The organism is Microcoleus sp. T3_B1, assembly GCF_036700445.1.
In the GTDB taxonomy this organism is placed as follows: domain Bacteria; phylum Cyanobacteriota; class Cyanobacteriia; order Cyanobacteriales; family Microcoleaceae; genus Microcoleus.
Genome location: NZ_JAUBOX010000008.1, coordinates 89,509 through 106,746, shown reverse-complemented (window position 1 = coordinate 106,746; position 17,238 = coordinate 89,509). Strand labels below are relative to the sequence as shown.

Annotated in this window: 14 protein-coding genes; 9 read left to right on the top strand and 5 right to left on the bottom strand. The window is 47.1% G+C overall.

What is annotated here, in order from left to right:
* Window positions 1–15: 15 nt before the first annotated feature.
* The 3 genes from QT990_RS07300 to QT990_RS07290 all read left to right on the top strand — a co-directional run bounded on the left by QT990_RS07300 (window position 16) and on the right by QT990_RS07290 (window position 2,137).
* A complete protein-coding gene (locus QT990_RS07300) occupies window positions 16–807 on the top strand; it encodes a DUF928 domain-containing protein (protein ID WP_333301025.1) in 792 nt (263 codons plus the stop codon).
* A 118-nt stretch (window positions 808–925) separates the two neighbouring features.
* Window positions 926–1,198, top strand: coding sequence for a hypothetical protein (locus QT990_RS07295; protein WP_333145700.1), 273 nt, complete (start codon window positions 926–928; stop codon window positions 1,196–1,198).
* 27 nt (window positions 1,199–1,225) lie between these two features.
* On the top strand, window positions 1,226–2,137 hold the full coding sequence (locus tag QT990_RS07290) for a DUF928 domain-containing protein (RefSeq protein ID WP_333145698.1): 912 nt from the start codon (window positions 1,226–1,228) through the stop codon (window positions 2,135–2,137).
* A 271-nt stretch (window positions 2,138–2,408) separates the two neighbouring features.
* On the opposite strand, the gene QT990_RS07285 is transcribed toward QT990_RS07290, so the two are convergent.
* The gene (locus QT990_RS07285) at window positions 2,409–3,161 is read right to left on the bottom strand and encodes a biotin/lipoate A/B protein ligase family protein (protein ID WP_333310534.1); all 753 of its coding nucleotides are present in this window, start codon (window positions 3,159–3,161) and stop codon (window positions 2,409–2,411) included.
* A 144-nt stretch (window positions 3,162–3,305) separates the two neighbouring features.
* Here QT990_RS07285 and QT990_RS07280 point away from each other — a divergent pair, with 144 nt between their 5' ends.
* Both QT990_RS07280 and QT990_RS07275 read left to right on the top strand, forming a co-directional pair.
* A complete protein-coding gene (locus tag QT990_RS07280; protein ID WP_190740071.1) occupies window positions 3,306–3,632 on the top strand; it encodes a thioredoxin domain-containing protein in 327 nt (108 codons plus the stop codon).
* A gap of 351 nt (window positions 3,633–3,983) precedes the next feature.
* A complete protein-coding gene (locus tag QT990_RS07275; RefSeq protein ID WP_333145692.1) occupies window positions 3,984–5,204 on the top strand; it encodes an LL-diaminopimelate aminotransferase in 1,221 nt (406 codons plus the stop codon).
* A 435-nt stretch (window positions 5,205–5,639) separates the two neighbouring features.
* Here QT990_RS07275 and QT990_RS07270 read toward each other — a convergent pair whose 3' ends face one another.
* Together QT990_RS07270 and surE are read right to left on the bottom strand one after the other, a co-directional pair.
* Window positions 5,640–6,038 (bottom strand): hypothetical protein, encoded by a 399-nt coding sequence (locus QT990_RS07270; RefSeq protein WP_333108768.1) that lies wholly within the window; start codon window positions 6,036–6,038, stop codon window positions 5,640–5,642.
* Between the two features lie 127 nt (window positions 6,039–6,165).
* The gene (gene surE, locus QT990_RS07265; protein WP_333108767.1) at window positions 6,166–6,972 is read right to left on the bottom strand and encodes a 5'/3'-nucleotidase SurE; all 807 of its coding nucleotides are present in this window, start codon (window positions 6,970–6,972) and stop codon (window positions 6,166–6,168) included.
* 208 nt (window positions 6,973–7,180) lie between these two features.
* Between surE and pheS the strand changes: the two genes are divergently transcribed.
* Window positions 7,181–8,185 (top strand): phenylalanine--tRNA ligase subunit alpha, encoded by a 1,005-nt coding sequence (gene pheS / locus QT990_RS07260; RefSeq protein ID WP_333286421.1) that lies wholly within the window; start codon window positions 7,181–7,183, stop codon window positions 8,183–8,185.
* A gap of 218 nt (window positions 8,186–8,403) precedes the next feature.
* On the opposite strand, the gene QT990_RS07255 is transcribed toward pheS, so the two are convergent.
* Window positions 8,404–8,850, bottom strand: coding sequence for a hypothetical protein (locus tag QT990_RS07255; protein ID WP_333465077.1), 447 nt, complete (start codon window positions 8,848–8,850; stop codon window positions 8,404–8,406).
* 547 nt (window positions 8,851–9,397) lie between these two features.
* A complete protein-coding gene (locus QT990_RS07250) occupies window positions 9,398–12,922 on the bottom strand; it encodes a response regulator (RefSeq protein WP_333465076.1) in 3,525 nt (1,174 codons plus the stop codon).
* A gap of 1,215 nt (window positions 12,923–14,137) precedes the next feature.
* Between QT990_RS07250 and QT990_RS07245 the strand changes: the two genes are divergently transcribed.
* The 3 genes from QT990_RS07245 (at window position 14,138) to QT990_RS07235 (ending at window position 17,144) form a co-directional block, all read left to right on the top strand.
* A complete protein-coding gene (locus QT990_RS07245; protein WP_333145679.1) occupies window positions 14,138–14,713 on the top strand; it encodes an IS607 family transposase in 576 nt (191 codons plus the stop codon).
* 7 nt (window positions 14,714–14,720) lie between these two features.
* Window positions 14,721–15,794: a transposase gene (locus QT990_RS07240; protein WP_333145676.1), complete on the top strand. Its 1,074-nt coding sequence runs from the start codon at window positions 14,721–14,723 to the stop codon at window positions 15,792–15,794.
* Between the two features lie 726 nt (window positions 15,795–16,520).
* Window positions 16,521–17,144, top strand: coding sequence for a GNAT family N-acetyltransferase (locus QT990_RS07235; protein WP_333145675.1), 624 nt, complete (start codon window positions 16,521–16,523; stop codon window positions 17,142–17,144).
* The last annotated feature ends 94 nt before the right edge of the window (window positions 17,145–17,238 follow it).

The window sequence follows — 17,238 nt, the reverse complement described above, 5'->3', positions numbered from 1 at the left end:
AAACTCATGAAAAAGATGAAAAAAAATACTAAGTTTCTCATCCACCTGACATCAATTGCAGCGGTAGTATCGATCGCCATACTCAACATTTCCCAACTTGCCGTTTTGGGACGGCCACAAATAAACATAGAGAACGGGCCAGACAATACTCAATCGGGAGGGCCGCGCTTCGTTCCGCCCCGTGATGAAGATAATCTGTCACCAGGGGCTCCAGCGAAATCGACGCGCGGACCAGGTAAATGCGATATCGGTAAGATAAAGCTAACAGCCTTGATACCAGAAAATAAAATCGGACGGACTGTTTCGGAATATCCTCTATTCTTTTTCTACTTGCCTCAAACAGAGGCGGAATTAGCCGAATTTGTTCTGAAAGATGAAAACGGGAAGCCGATTTATCAAACAACCCTAAAAACTAACAATTCATCAGGGGTTATCGGTGTTAGTATCCCTGCAAATAAAAATGTGCCGCCTTTGCAATTAGGCAAAAAGTACCCTTGGTCTATTTCATTGATTTGCGACGCTATAGACAGATCCGCAGATGTGTTGGAAGAAGGTTTTGTGCGCCGAGTTGAACTCAGTGCAGATATCCGCAGTCAATTAGATCAGGCAGATCCGCGCCAGAAAACCTTTATTTATGCTCAGAATGGGATTTGGCAAGATGCTCTCAGCACTCTAGTTGCCGCTCGTCGCGCTAATCCTAATGATGCAGAATTAACTGCTGATTGGGAAAGCTTGCTGGATTCTGTGAAATTGGGCGAAATTGCCAAAGAGCCGATCGTTCAAATTGAGCCCCCCTCGCAGCCATAGTTTATTGCATAGCAGGGGGTGACCAGAAACCGGGTTCGATCGACGAAAAAACTTCTTTGTCGCCCGCAGATTCGCTAAAAAACCCGGTTTCTAGGAGTCGGAGTTCGCAAGTCCTGTATTGCCAGCCTTTCCTCTTCTGAAAGAGGCTACTCTTTCAAATCAATTTCAAAACTTAGAATATCGAGCGAGAGGCGACAGCGTAAATATTGCCTCTCGGTTGGAAAGCTGCGAACAGGATCGGCAAAAGGACACTTGCCCGATATTGATTGCAGAAGAAACTTTACTGCATCTGGCAGGGAAATTGGAAGTAGAATCTTGGGGAGCTTTACCGTTAAAAGACAGAGAACAAAAAGTTAATGTCTACGGCATTTTGGGAATGAAAAAAAAGTAAATAAACAGCATCTATCCCTAAACCTTCATGAAGCCAATAAAAAAAACTACTAAGTTTATCATCCACCTGACATCAATGGCAGCGGTAGTATCGATCGCCACACTCAACATTTCCCAACTTGCCGTTTTGGGACGGCCGGATCTAAACACAGGTGACGGGCCAGACGATCCTCAACCGGCAGGGCCGCGCTTCGGTGATGAACCCCCGCAAATAAACCCACCGGCCAAGCCACCCAACACTCAACCGGCAGGGCCGCGCTTCGGTGATGGACTGCAGCCTCCAAGCACAGATGGCAAGCCATCCACTGAATCGGGAGGGCCGGGCTTCAACGAGTCGCCCCCCACTCAACCGGGACGCCCTGTGCGCGGTGGCGGCTGCGCGAGCATTAGTCAGCTAGGTCTCACAGCCTTAGTGCCTAAAAATAAGATCGGACGGACTGTTTCGGACTATCCAACGTTCTTTTTCTACTTGCCTCAAACAGAGGCGCAATCAGCCGAATTTATCCTACAAGATGAAAGCGGCAAGCCGATTTATAAACAGGATGTCACAATTAGCAATTTATCAGGAGTGATCGGCGTTAGTATCCCTGCTGACAAAAATGTGCCACCCTTGGAAGTAGGCAAAAGTTACACTTGGAATTTGACAGTGATTTGCGACGCTCAAGACCGATCGAGCGATCAGATCGAAAGCGGTACTGTAGTGCGAGTTGAACTCAGTGCAGATATCCGCAGTCAATTAGAGCAGGCAGATCCGCGCCAGAAAACCTTTATTTATGCTAAAAATGGGATTTGGCAAGATGCCCTCAGCACCCTAGCTGCGGCTCGACGCGCTAATCCTAATGATGCAGAATTAACTGCTGATTGGGAAAGCTTGCTGGATTCTGTGAAATTGGGCGAAATTGCCAAAGAGCCGATCGTTCAAACTCAGCCACAGCCATAAGCTGTACTGCATATAAATTTAACTTTTTTGGTAACGTTAGAGCAACGGGCTAGAAGAGTTTTAATAAAAAGAAGTGTACAAGTTTTTAACTTGTATCAGTAACAGCCAAGATGGCTGTTCTACAATAAAAATTCTTTCTTGTGGAACGGCCATCTTGGCTGTTCCCAAAAGGCGGTATACCCCACAATAATTATTCCAAAAATCTCTTGTGGAACGGCCATCTTGGCTGTTCCCAAAAGGTGGCATTAAACCCCGCCCCCAAATATGCAGGTTAAATGTGAAACAGCTTATTACTTGTTAATTCCAAAATATCCTGCCATTCCAGATCCGAAAGTGGCTGCACCTCCAAATCAATCTCAAAACAGCGACAAGCCGCCGCACTCAAAACATCAATTACAGTGGCAATAAAATCATCTCCCCCTTCAGATAGAGGTAATTGCACAGGAATTAATTCCTCCCCAAACACTCGAGAAAATAATTTAACATCCGGCTGCAAACGCATCGAACCATGCTGCAAAATAGCATCACCCCGTCGCAATTGCGCGCTACCAATTAACTTGCAACCATCAGCGGTAACTAAATCCGCAGCCGTCGCAGTACCAAAACAATTCGGATTGTGAATATAACCCCTTCCAGCTTCCCCGTAGTGCAAATCCAAACCCATCGCCCTCCAACCCTCAATCAAAAACTCGCAAATAGTCTGATAAGCTTTCATACGGCTGCTTCCAAACCCCGACGCCACAACTGCATAAGTTAAATCCCCTTGGTGCAGCACGGCGCGCCCGCCGCTGGGCCTCCTCACCAACTCCACAGGCATTCCCCCCCAAGACAACTGCTGCCAAAACTCCGGCCACCTGCGCTGGTGGTAGCCCAAGGAAATCGCCGTCGGTTGCCAAGTGTAAAATCGCAGAGTTGGCGGATGTTTGCCCGCTAGATGCTGTTCCAGTAGCCATTGGTCGATCGCCATCTGCACCCTACCAGACGCCGACAACAGTGGAATTAAACGCCAAACAGAATTAGCCATCAGTCGCGAGTCCTTAGTTTCTACTCAATAATTCGCAGAATGTTTTAAAATTAGTAACAGTTTTTTGGGCCTGTCTTCTAAGTTGGTGCAAGTTTCACGCCAGCCGGTGCTTTAGAAATAAATAGAAAAAATAATCGCAGAACCATGAGCAACAGTGTAATTGTCATTAACGACGAAAAATTTGAAACAGAAGTCCTGAAAGCAGAGCAACCAGTGCTTGCCTATTTTTGGGCTACTTGGTGCGGGCCTTGCAAACTGATCGCGCCTTCGATAGACTGGGTGGCGGCCAACTACAGCGATCGGCTGAAAGTGGTTAAAATGGAAATTGACCCCAATCCTAATACTGTCAAGCAGTATAAAGTAGAAGGAGTCCCAGCTCTCAGGCTGTTTAAAAATGCCGAAGTAGTGCTTTCTCACGAGGGAGCTATTACTAAACAAACTTTGGTCGGTTTGCTCGACGCTCACTTATAAAGTTTGGAAATGATTCGGGAGTTTCCAACTCCCAACTTAAGCTGTGTTGCATCTAGATTGCCTATGGTATTAGAGAGGGAGAGGGGGAGAAGAGGAGAGGGGGAGAGGATTTGATGATTGTTGATCGGGACTCGAAATATGCAATTTAAATGAACAACAGCTTACAACTATAGAAATCGCAAATATTTTTTTAACATCTCTCTTTTATCCTCCATATTCCTCTCTGGCTCTGCGCCCTCTGCGCTCTCTGCGGTTACTAAAAAAAATCCCAAAGTCAATAAAAAGGCCCTATAAAAAATAATTTAGCTCAGATAAAAACATTCCTTAAAATTCCACAAAACTATAGAAAATATGCAATTTGCTAAACGTTTAGAACCACTGCAATTTAATGTATTTGCCGATATGGATCGGGCAAAAGCTCAAGCTAGAGCAGCGGGGCAAAATGTGATTGACTTGTCTCTGGGTTCTTCGGATTTGCCGGCGGCGGCTCATATTACAGATGCGATCGCACATTCTCTGTCCGACACCAGCACCCACGGCTATTTGCTATTTAACGGCACAAGAGATTTTCGGGAAGCAGCAGCCATTTGGTACGAGCAAAAATTTGGGATTGCAGTCAATCCAGAAACAGAAGTGCTGCCGTTAATTGGTTCCCAAGAAGGCACAGCGCATATGCCTTTAGCTGTACTCAACCCTGGAGATTTTGCTTTGTTGCTCGATCCGGGCTATCCTTCCCACGCGGGCGGTGTGCATTTGGCGGGCGGTCAAATTTATCCGATGCCGATATTAGCAGAAAATGCCTTTTTGCCGATATTTGAAGATATTCCGACAGCAGTGCTTGCTCAGTCGAAGATGATGGTTTTGAGCTATCCTCACAATCCTACAACTGCGATCGCCCCGGTTGCTTTTTTTGAGAAAGCTGTGGCTTTTTGTCGAGAACATCGGCTGGTTTTAGTTCACGATTTCCCTTATGTGGATTTGGTATTTGACGATTCCGTAGGGGCGGTGCCCCCGTGCCCGCCCTCTGGGATCGAGGAAAACCGCAAATTGATGGCACCGTCAATATTTCAGGCGGATCGAGATAAGAGTGTGGCGATCGAGTTTTTTACACTATCCAAATCCTACAGTATGGGAGGTTTTCGAGTCGGATATGCGATCGGCAATTCCGAACTAATTGCAGCGCTGCGACAGGTAAAAGCCGCAGTGGACTTCAACCAATACCGAGGGATTTTAAACGGAGCGATCTCCGCATTAACGGGCCCTCAAGATACCGTCAGAACCAGCGTAGAAACCTTCAGAAAACGGCGGGATGCCTTTGTGAACGCGCTACAGGGCATCGGCTGGCAAGTACCCGTACCCCCTGCCACCATGTACGTCTGGGCGAAACTGCCGGAACCTTGGGCCCAAGATTCCGTGAAATTTTGCACTCAGCTAGTACAGAGTACAGGAGTCGCAGCTTCCCCTGGTGCCGGTTTCGGGAAATCAGGAGAAGGCTACGTGCGATTTGCCTTAGTCGAGTCGCCAGCAATTTTGGAAGCAGCAGTTAGAAAAATTGCTGAGTTTCTCAATTGAGTACACGCCTACGGCGAGTGCCGTAGGCGTGTCAACTTAAGCTTTTAGTCCGCCAGTCCTCCTGCTCACCCCGCACTCTTCGCCAGGGAATAAATTCCACGGGGCTTATAGCTAAAGTCCTATCAAAGAGGACTGAAAAACTCATTAGTCGTCTTCAGACGACTTTAGCTTTGAGGCTCTTGTTTCAACCCCTGTCGGACTGTCGGACTATCGGTTGCACGTTAAGTTGACACCTACGGGCACGGCGCTTTCCCTACAGGGGTTTTAACCCCTGCCGGACTGGGGTTTTGACGTTTTTGGGCACAGGATGAAGGGCAAGGCGTCTAAGTGCTTACCCATAGCTCAAGATGGATGCAATGGCTAAAATAATGTGATTTCTACCTAAAGGAATAGATATTTGCACGCAGTATCTGTCACAATCTTTTTTAAGAAATGTTAACGTGAGACATCTTGGGAATTACCAGTTCCGCTCACCCACTCTAAAAATCCTTGAAGTGAATTCTGTCGGGGTAGCGATTGTTCCGTAGCCGCGAGCGCAAACCCGAAAAAGACCACACTGCCCAAAATGGCAATCAGCGGAAAAGGCTTACCCAGCCCAAAGTCCCGCTGAAGGCGAGCTAACGGTCTGCTCTCGCGCCTGAGCATCTTTCCTACCGTCAGTTGTTTGAGACTAAAAGGATCGCGCACAAAATGACCGCTCCAGCTAATTACCATATGAGAATGGCAGTGGGGGCAAGTGAATAGTCCACTGACCATCCCGACTGGGCCTACGACGCTGGAACGGTTGCAGATCGGGCAAGTGACAGAATGAGTGTTATAGGTGGGAGCGTTCATAACTGTTTTTCTTGAGTAAAAAAAACTAACAAGTAATTGGTAGCCTGTGTTAACGCTTAAGGTATAGACCTTGAGAGGCACTTTTCCTTAATTCCTAGTTTACCGCTCCAATCGGGTCGATCGGAGCTCAATCCTTGGGAAAACCTTCAAATTGCCAATCCCGCAGCGAGTGCAAGTCTGGAGCACAGGTGAGATTATATTGCAAGGGAGTTACGGTTATTCTGTTGTCGCGAATAGCTTGTACGTCTGTAGGAATATCATGCGGCACCGCCGAATCGGCGATTTCTTCTACATCTTCTAACAATTCGCCAGCCAGCCAATAATAAGTTTTGCCGCGCGGATCAGTGCGCTTTTGAAATATGTCGAAATAGCGGCGAATGCCTTGACGGGCGATCGCAACTCCGGTAATTTCTGCTTGTGTGACTGCCGGTATGTTGACATTCAACAGCATCGGTTTGGCCATTGGCTGTTTTTCCAACTGTGCCAGCAAGGTGACAGCGAAATCCACCGCCGGCCCAAATTCCTGCGAAGTAAAGCTCGCGAGGCTGAAAGCAATGCTGGGAATACCTTCCATAATTCCTTCCATTGCTGCCGAAACCGTACCCGAACAGATGATATCCGTGCCTAAATTAGGCCCGTGGTTGATACCGGAAAGGACAAAATCCGGCGGTTTGTCAAGTAAAGCCCACAAAGCAAGTTTCACGCAGTCGGCGGGAGTACCCGAACAGGCCCAAGCTTGGACTCCGGGCTCAAAAATAGATTCGACAATTTCGGCGCGGATGGGTTGGTGCAGGGTAAGGCCGTGGCCGGTAGCGGAGCGCTCTCTGTCGGGACAAACTACACTCACATCGTGGCCAGCGGCGGCGAGAGCGTTGGCGAGGCTGCGGATGCCTTGTGCAAAGATGCCGTCGTCGTTGCTAATTAAAAGTTTCATTGAAATTTTTATAGGCCTTATAACAATACTAAACTAGATTCAACTAGGGCGATCGCTCTAACATCGAATTACTTATTACAAATTATCCGTAACTGCCGAAAATCTAAAATCTAAAATCAACAAGCTGTAGAGCCAAAATTGCGCTAAACTCAACTTGGCCCAAAACTGCCATCAATCTAAAATCTAAAATCTAAAATCTAAAATCAAAATGACTGTCCAGCTAAGCGACATTGAAACTCAACTAGAAACCCTCGGTCAAGAGTCCAAAAGTGCGATCGCCACTGCCAATACCCTCGAACAACTCGAACAGTTGCGCCTCGGCTACCTCGGCAAAAAAGGCCAACTCTCTCAAATTTTAGGCATGATGGGCAAACTGTCGCCAGACCAGCGACCCAAAGTAGGTGCGATCGCCAATACAGTCAAAGAAGCCCTGCAAGCCGATTTAGAAGACAAGCGCGCCGCCCTCCAAACCGCCCAAATCCAAGCCAAATTAGCCTCAGAAACCATCGATGTCACCATGCCGGGGATTTTTCGCCCCCAAGGCCGCGTTCACCCCTTAAACGCCGTCATAGACCGCGCTCTCGATATCTTTGTCGGCCTCGGCTACACCGTCGCCAACGGCCCGGAAATGGAAACAGATTATTACAACTTCGAGGCGCTGAACACACCGCCAGACCACCCAGCGCGGGATATGCAAGATACATTTTACCTACCAGGCGGCGACTTGCTGCGGACTCAGACATCATCAGTGCAAATTCGCTACATGGAACAGCACAAACCGCCGATTCGGATTGTCTCTCCCGGCCGCGTTTACCGCCGCGATACTGTCGATGCTACTCACGCAGCAGTTTTCCACCAAATTGAACTTTTAGCAATTGATGAAGGTCTGACCTTTACTGACTTGAAAGGCACAATTAAAGAGTTTTTGCGGCAAATGTTCGGTCAAGATTTGCCGATCCGTTTCCGCACGAGTTACTTTCCGTTTACGGAACCTTCGGCCGAAGTTGATTTGCAGTGGAACGGCAAATGGCTGGAAGTTTTGGGCTGCGGAACGGTCGATCCGAATGTTCTTAAAGGAGTCGGTTTAGACCCAGAAAAATATACTGGGTTTGCGGCCGGTTTTGGTGTCGAGCGGTTCGCAATGGTACTTTATGAAATCGACGACATTCGCCGGGTTTATGCTAGCGACTTGCGCTTTTTGCGGCAATTTTAAAGCATGGTTTGGGGTCGCTTACACGAGTAGTCTAGAGGTCTTCGTCAATGTACCTCAATCTTTCAATTTCAAGTAAGTAAGTACAAATAAACATTACTTGGGGAGAGGGCGGGTTCTGCAACGATGACTCGTCCTTACTGTAGATAAGCCCTAAAGCCGCCCCTACAAGCCCCTGCAAGATATTATTGTTTTTTTGCACTTACCTACTTATTTATTTCCTACTTGCTAAAAACACCCTTGATGCTGTCAACAGCGCTCTCGACAGCATTCTTGGTATTATCTACTGCTTTCTGAGTCCGAGCTGAATCTTCCGATGCTCTTTTCTCAATTGTGGCCGCATCTTTCTTAGCTTTGCGCTCTACGACACTACCATCCTCCGATGATCGATCGACTTTAGAAGCATTTGTCTTGGCAGTTTCCTTAACTTTATCTTCTGTATCTCGGATGAAGTTCTTGGCTCGTCCAGCATCTTTGCTGGCTTTTTCTTGAACCGCATCGCCCGCATCTGCTGCTGCGATCAAGTTTACACTAGGAGATGCCATTGCTGCGGTGTTGGAGAAGAACGCACCAGACCAAACGAAGGCCATCGCTGACACGCAAAGCACAGTTGTAGCCATCCAGCGCCCGACAGTCGAAAGCCGTTTCGTAAAAGAATTCAGTTTCATACAATACACAATCAGATATGACATTCTATTTCTACTCGATCAGAGCGATCGGCTGAACCGTTCTCTAGAGAGAGGTTATCCGCCAACGAACGGTTAAAAAATGTCACTCTTTTGATAGATGGACGCAAGGAATGTCAGTCAATTTTAGATTTTAGATTTTAGATTTTAGATTTTAGAGTTGACTCCACAACCGCCATTTGGAATCTTGAACTTTGGTGAGTTGATTGTAAATTTTAGGTTAAAGATTAAACAATTGATTAAGGAAAGTCAGTCAATTTTAGATTTTAGATTTTAGATTTTAGATTTTAGATTTGACTCCCCAGCAGCCATTTGGAATCTTGAACTTTGGTGAGTCGATTGTAAATTTTAGATTAAAGATTAAACAATTGATATCGATTCCGGTTGCACCGGAATCGATATGAAACAGCCTTGGGGCGGGTGGGGTGAATGTACTTCACTCAGTTTAAATCGGCTGTATTTAGGAATAGGTTGTTTCCGAGATTGTGTGTGGGATATCAACATATAATACTTAACAAACAACTAATGACTAATCACAATTTAGTAAAAAAGTCAATACCGTTTCATCAATTCCCTTTAGTTTCAAAGGCTTATATTTAACAATGCGATTTTCCTCAACATAATCTGCAACCGCCGCCGAAATTAGCACCGTGTTTGGTTCCGTCACCTCTTGCAAGCGGGCGGCAATATTCACGCTCGGCCCGATCGCAGTATAATCCGATCGATCGGGGCCGCCAAACATCCCCACCACCGCAGTACCCTGGTGAATTCCGCAGCGAAACCGCACCGGAGGGACGCCATTTTCCCCAACAATTCCCTGCTCCAGCCAGCCCTTGTTAAGCTCCTTCAGAGCTCGCAGCATTTGGTCAGCAGCAGCCACAGCGCGGCGTACTTGCTCATTAGGCGTTAGTTCCTCCGGCGCGCCAAAGAAAGCCATTACCGCATCTCCCACAAACTTGTCCACCGTACCGCCGCTGTCAAAAATAGCCTTAGTCATTGCCGCCAAATATTCATTCAACAGCTCAGCTACCCGGCGCGAGCGCAGCGTATTTGCCATTTGAGTAAAACCGACAATATCGCTAAACAAAATAGTAATCAATCGCGGTTCCGGGCGCAAATCCAAGGCCAAATCTCCAGCCGCTGCAGCCTTCACCATCGCCGGCGGCAAAAATCGGCGCAGCACCGACTCAGTTAAATAACTGTTCAACTGCTGCACTCGGCGCTCGTTTTGTTTGAGGGCGATCAAATTCCGCACTTCCGCCAACAATTCTCGATCATTAAAAGGCTTGGACAAATAAGCATCCGCACCCCTTTCTACTCCTTCAATTCGAGTATCTTCGTCGGCTTTAGCAGTCAGCAAAATTGCCGGAGTTCCCTGCAATTCCTCATCCTCTCGAATCATCCGAATCAAATCCAAGCCCGAAATCAAAGGCATCATCAAATCCGTTATAATTAAATTAGGGCGACGTTTTTTAGCCACGGCAAATCCTTCTTCTCCGTTGCGCGCGAGCAAAACTGCAAAGCCGGCATCTCGCAGAATGGCCGACACATAAAATCGCAAATCGGGATTGTCGTCAACTACCAAAACCGTTCCCACTGCTGTTTCTGATCTGACAGGTTGGATCGGCTCAAAGTTATGATTTTCGGCCTCATTTTCCGACAAATCCGCTTCCACATCGGCCAGTTCCACCGCAGCTTTCGATGAGTGAAACTCCGCAGGTATTTCTAGTACCTGTTCCGGGGGCAAGTGAGTCGAACCGAAGTGCAGCCAAACGGTAAAAGTAGTACCTTCGCCGTAAACTGATTCAACTGAAATTTGACCGCCGTGGAGTTCGACTAATTCTTTGACAAGTGCCAAACCTAAACCGCTGCCTTCGTAGGAACGGCTAGCTGAACCTTCGGCTTGGTGAAAGCGCTCGAATAAATAGGGAATTTGTTCGGTGCGAATGCCGATACCCGTGTCTTTTACTTGCAACAAGCAGTGAGCGCCGGCCGATTCAACTTTCAGGGTGATAGTTCCGCCTTCTGGGGTGAATTTAACAGCATTTGATAGCAGGTTGTAAATAACTTTGTCAAATCTTTCCAAGTCCAAATAAAGTAAAGGACATTCTTGCAGTTGGGTAATTAAGTGCAGTCCTTTTTTCTCGCAGTAGGCGCGGAACGACTCTGCGGTAGAGTAACAGAAACCGACTAAATCGCAGGGGCGGAAACTCGGCTGCATCCGTCCGGCATCGAGCCGCTGCAAGTCCAGCAGTTGATTTACCAAGCGCAGGAGGCGGCGGGAATTACGCAAAGCGATTACGGCTTGTTCGTAGGGCAAGTCTTCTTTGCGCCTGCAAGCTGATTCCAGAGGGCCGATAGTTAGAGTTAGAGGCGTGCGGAACTCGTGGGAGATATTTTGGAAAAATTCGGTTTTGAGCCGATCGGCTTCCAGAAGCCGTTCTGCCTGCTGTCTGGTAGTCTGGTAGAGGCGCGACTGCTGCACGGCCAGAGCAGCTTGAGTTGCGACTATTTGAGCCAGGTCAATGTCTGAGATGTTCCAGCGGCGGATGCTGTGATTTTGGCGCAGGGAAATGCTGCCGATGATTTTGCCTTCTGAGAGTAAGGGAACGACTAACAGGGCGCGGGCTGGCGATCGCACTTGCAGTTCTGTAACATTTAACTCGGGGTGTTCGTCGAGATCTTCGATCGCCACCGGCTCTTTTGATACCATAACTTGCAACAACAGCGGATTGCCCCGAATCGGCACCAAAGACTGTGGCAAAGAAGGATGGGCAAAAACCCAGGCGCGAGTGTTAGCAGCAGCATCACCAGAAGCCGTCTCGTAGCCCAGAGAGTTCGCAACTAGCTCTGGATTGTCAATAAAACCCTGTTCTACAGCCACGGTATCCCTATCTGTGTCGTATAGCCCCACGCATTGGACGTATTCATCATCTTCTGTCCACAGAGATAGGGCGCAGCCGTCAACTTGCAAAGCTTGGCCGAGTTGTTGAGTAATGGCTGCAAAAATATTTTGGGGATCGAGACTCGATCGAATTGCCGTAGTAATAGTATTGACTAAGGCCTCCCGCTTGGCCAGCGCCCGCACCTGTTCGTAAGCCCGGGCTTGAGAAAGCGCCAAAGCCGCTTGGTCTGCCACGGTAATTACCAACTGTACCTCGTGGTCTTGCCACTGACGCCGTCGATCAAACTGGTGCAGCGCCAAGACTGCCATCAGTTCGATTTTGTAAAATAGCGGTACGATCAAGCTCGATCGAATATTCGCAGCTTCGTAAGCCTGCTTTCGCTGTTGATTATCCCAGTTTAAAACTCGATCGTCAGTTTGGGCATCTTGAATCACCTCCACATCCAGAGTTTCCCAAACCAAATCCGGCAGCAAATCCGGGGAGAGTTCGGCCGCAGAAGCATCTGGGGGCGTGACTTCCTCATCGCCCCCCAACCCTTTAGTTTCTGCCTTCTGGTAAACGAACCACTCATCGGCCACCCGGCCGTCTTGGAACGGCCGCAGCAGACAGCAACTCACCTCAAACATCTGCCCGACACTTTCCACAATTCTTTGCAGCATTTGCTGGTAATTGGGAGCCGATCGGATAGTATTGGTAACGGCATAAAGCAGCGATTCTTGGCTCAAAGCACGGCGCAGTTCATTGGTGCGCGTTTTCAGAAGATTGTGAGTCTCAACAGCTTGACTGACAAGATTTATCAGCTCTTGAGCATCCCAAGGCTTGGTAACGTATTTGAATACTTTGCCAGCGTTAATAGCTTCAACTAAATCTTCAACATCCGTATAGCCAGTTAAAATAATTCGGATCACGTCGGGGTACTGAGCCGCCGTCAAGCTGAGAAACTCCGTACCGCTCATTTTTGGCATTCGCTGGTCGGAGATAATCACTGCTACTTCTCCCTCTTTTGCCAAAATTTCGAGAGCAGCGGGGCCAGATTCGGCTCTGAGCACTTTGTAGTCTCGATGAAAGGTGCGGTAAAGCAAGTCGAGGTTATCCGGTTCGTCATCGACGATCAGAATTTTTAGCTTAGGATTTTCTTGGGAATTCATGCACCGTTCTCCTGTGCCCCGGGGCTGTGCGATTTAATAAGTCTGATAAAAGGAAGAATTCGCCGATTTAAATTGCTGAAGTCATACCATTTTCGATTTTCGATTTTCGATTTTCGATTGCGAATGACTGATGACATAAGGATTGGTATTTTGCCTAGAGTGCCATTATTTTGGGAAAATGGTATCACAATCATTCGTGGATATGAAGTTGTTGTGAGTAGGCCGAGGCAAGCATCAACCTTGATTTTTGATGTCTGGGTTTTCAATTCGGAATTCTTCTGAGCCACAGTTATCTGTCGTGCACCCCAATTTTATTATTTAATGATATTCATATAAACTCGTCTCCCGATAAGTTTTTTTCACCCCTTACCTTTATGCAGCAGGAGAGCAAACACACATCTGGCCCTTTTAACGGGAGCATCTCAATGAAAGCAGCCCAGCTAGAAATTGGAGTTTTGAGGCAGGAGTTTTGAGGGAGGAGGCAGGAGGGAAGAGGAAGAAGGAAGGAGCCAGAAGAAGTGTTTTTACAAATATGAGATGCTCCCATTTTAACTGCCGTCTCGATATCTCCGAATACATAGGAATAACCGTCCTGATTGTGAGTTGATTGGCCAAATTTATGTTTGCTCCTGGCTCCTGGGAATATTTTATTTGGTATGTGAAAGCTGCCCGCAGCAAGATACAATAGACAACCAACATCTTCCCCTGTGTTTTTTTCCCACAAGTAACAGCAACTTTAACAGTCAGCCAAGGATAGCGACCACCATCCGGCGCCGAGCCCCTGACTGATATTCGGGGGTGGCCCACAGACCACAGAGGTGTCTGTGGGAGTGACGCAATTGCTGTACCATTTTAGTTAGACTTGCACTTTTTTCCCGATCTCGGCATTTTTTGTGCCTCCTGCAGACCAACGCCCAAGCCAATTACTGCGGCGAAACACCGCAAGATCGAGCATCCATCTGTTAATCTTAGCTAGGGATGTACTCTGTGGAAACCGATCGGTCGATTTTAGATTTTAGATTTTAGATTTTAGATTTACTCCACAGATGAATCGGGGAGCTTGAACTAGGGTCTAAAATTTTGATCTGTCCCCGACGAGTGTCGGTGGCTGGTATCGGTTTTTGGGCCGGGTGAATCAGCTCGATCGAGGTTTTGAAGGTTAGCCCCCAGTAACTAATTTGCTTACTTTTACTAACGTATGCTACTATTGGCTACATGGCATACGTCCCACTCAGAAAAGCGGTTGAATTTCTGGGCTTGCATCCACACACCCTAAGAAAATATGCAGATGAAGGGAAAATCAAAAGCATCAAAAACGAAGCAGGGCAACGACTCTACGATGTCGAGTCCTACCAGCGTGGTGCAACTAGAACTACCTTTATTTGCTACTGTCGCGTCAGTTCTCCCAAGCAGCGAGACGACCTCGCTCGACAAGTTGACGACCTGCGACAGCAATACCCCAACGCCGAAATCATCCAAGATATCGGGTCGGGGCTTAATTTTAAACGGAAAGGACTGCAAGCCCTACTGGTCAGATTTATGCGCGGCGAACAGCTCACGGTTGTTGTTGCCTGTCGTGACAGATTGTGCAGGTTCGGATTTGAACTATTCGAGTTTATGGCCGGGCAAAACGGTGGACAAATCTTGGTTCTCGACCGAACTGTTTACTGCCCAGAAACCGAACTCACAAGCGATCTTCTTGCCATCCTTCACGTCTTCAGTTGCAGAATGCACGGACTCAGGAGTTACAGCAAGAAAATCAAGGAAGATCCGGCTATTCCTAAATCCTGAACAGAAAGTGCTGCTCAAACAGTGGTTTGGGGTGAGTCGTTTTGTTTACAACACGACTATCAAATACCTGCAAGAACCAGGCACAAAAGCTAGCTGGATGACAATCAAAACTGGAATACTCAACAGTTTGCCAGAATGGGCAAAGCCTGTACCTTTCCAAATCAAATCGATTGCCATCAAAGACGCTTGCTCAACTGTCAAAGCAGCTAAGCAGGGTTTCAAGAAAGACGGGCAAATCCGTAAATGCAAATTTCGCAGTAGAAAAGACACCAAGCAATCTATCTATGTGCCGAAGTCAGCCATAAAAGAATGCGGCGTCTATCATTCGATTCTAGGCAAGTGTCAATTGACAGAATCCTTGCCTGCAAATTTCAGTGATGGTAGGTTGACTCTCGCTTATGGTGAGTATTACATAGTTGTCTCTGAAGAAGTGCCACAAGTCAAGACCGATAAACAAGGTCGGCTGGTTGCCTTAGATCCCGGTGTCCGCACGTTCATGACATTTTTCTCTGAAGATTCTTACGGCTGGTTAGGAAAAGATTCTAATTTGCACATCCAGAAATTGTGTTTTCGGTTGGACAAATTGGTGTCAAAAATCCCTAAATCTCCTAGTCGGCAAAAAAGAAGATTTAAGAAAGCAGCCAGCAGGCTTCGTTGCAAAATCAAGAATTTGGTCAAAGAGTTACATCACAAAATAGCTAAGTTTTTAGTCTATAATTTTGATGTGATTGTGCTGCCAACTTTTGAAAGTTCTCAAATGGTGTCTAAGTCGCGCCGTAAGTTGAGAAACAAAACGGTGCGACAAATGCTAAGCCTAAGCCATTACGAGTTCAAAACTTTTCTTAAATGGAAAGCTTGGGAAAAGTCTAAACTTGTGATTGATTGCAACGAAGCTTACACGTCGAAAACTGTGTCGTGGACTGGCGAAATTGTCAAAAATCTAGGTGGCGCTAGGACTATTACGTCCGCAGCTACTGGGTTGAAGATGGATCGGGATCTAAATGGTGCTCGCGGGATTTTGCTGCGGGCATTGGTTGACACGCCTTTGTTGAGAGATTCTCTTAACTTATATATTTGTTAGCATTTGTTAGCAAAAAAGTGTCGGTCTCACTCGCGCGCAGCAGAGTATCGAACCGACGGGGCCAACCCCTGGAGACTGTTTCCAGGCATCCAAATTTAAATTGGACGTTGGAAAAGTACCCAGTAGCTCAACAGGCAAGATCGGTTCGATCGGGGACGGGCGATGGATAGCCCAGAACTGCTGAAAGCTGGGGTGCCAAGCCGGGGGGCGGCGGGGAACATCCGACGCGCGATCGAGCCCGGTGTTAGTATGGTCAGTCGTTGAGTTTTTCAACTACCGCTTGACGGATAAATTATATTCGATCGGGTATTTCCCTAAGCAGAGAGCGGTAGGATTCCGGGAACCTGACGTTAAAACCTTTGTAATTGTTTTTAATACCTTGCCCGCTAAGCTGTCGCGCATTTAATTTGTAAGCTACTGTTTACTTAAACTCTTGTGATGCCGGCCGAAAGCCAGGGATCAAGCTTCAATTTAAAGGGCAAATAGCTTATCCACAAATCTACTATTAGGGGATGAGTTCTATTTTTTCATAACTAGAATATTAAATGCTAAAAATTTTCCATTTACCTCAAATACTACTTAAAGTCAACACAAAAATATGTAATTTAATCTGGCTAATAAACTATGCCTATAAGTTACGTTATAAGATCAGTATAACATCAGTGATTATTCTAAGAGGGTAGCTTAGAAACCCGCGTAAAAAAAATCATATAGTGGCCTGGCATTGTGAATCCTTCATTTTTTTCCTCACCATCTCACCAACAACAAACTCCTGGACTTTCTGGTTTTTCGATCCGGGTGGCTGCGCCCAACGACTTAACGCAGCTAGCTGATATTTTAGCCATGAGCTTTCACTCCCGCGAGGGGTTTGTAGAATGGGTGTATCCAGTGTTGCGTTTGGGCATTTACGAAGATTTAAAAAATCGACTGCGTTCTAAGGCAGAACATTACATTTGTCTGGTTGCTGAGCTAGTCTCGCGCGAGGAGGGAACGCAGAATTATCGATCGCACCGAGCTCAGCGCATAACAGGAACAGTAGAAATGGCTCTACGTTCTCGCTTTCCTTGGCAAATCCCTAATTCTGACTATCCTTATTTGTCGAATTTAGCCGTTCACCCGGAGTACCGGCGGCAGGGGGTTGCTCAACAATTGCTCAGCAACTGCGAGGAGACAGCCAAAGAATGGGGATTTTCTGAGATTTACCTCCACGTTCTGGAAAATAATCACCCAGCGCGACAGTTGTACTATCAAGCCGGCTATCGCTTGCAACAGGTGGATTGGAATTGGACTGGTTGGCTGTTCGGCCAGCCGCGCCGCCTGTTTTTACGCAAACAGATTTCGCTCTCCTAAGCTAAGTATTTGAATTGATCGTGGGGAATTGGGGCTTCGCCAAGAAAAAGGAAAAAATAGCTCTTCTTTCCTTCTATTGTGAATCAATGGAATG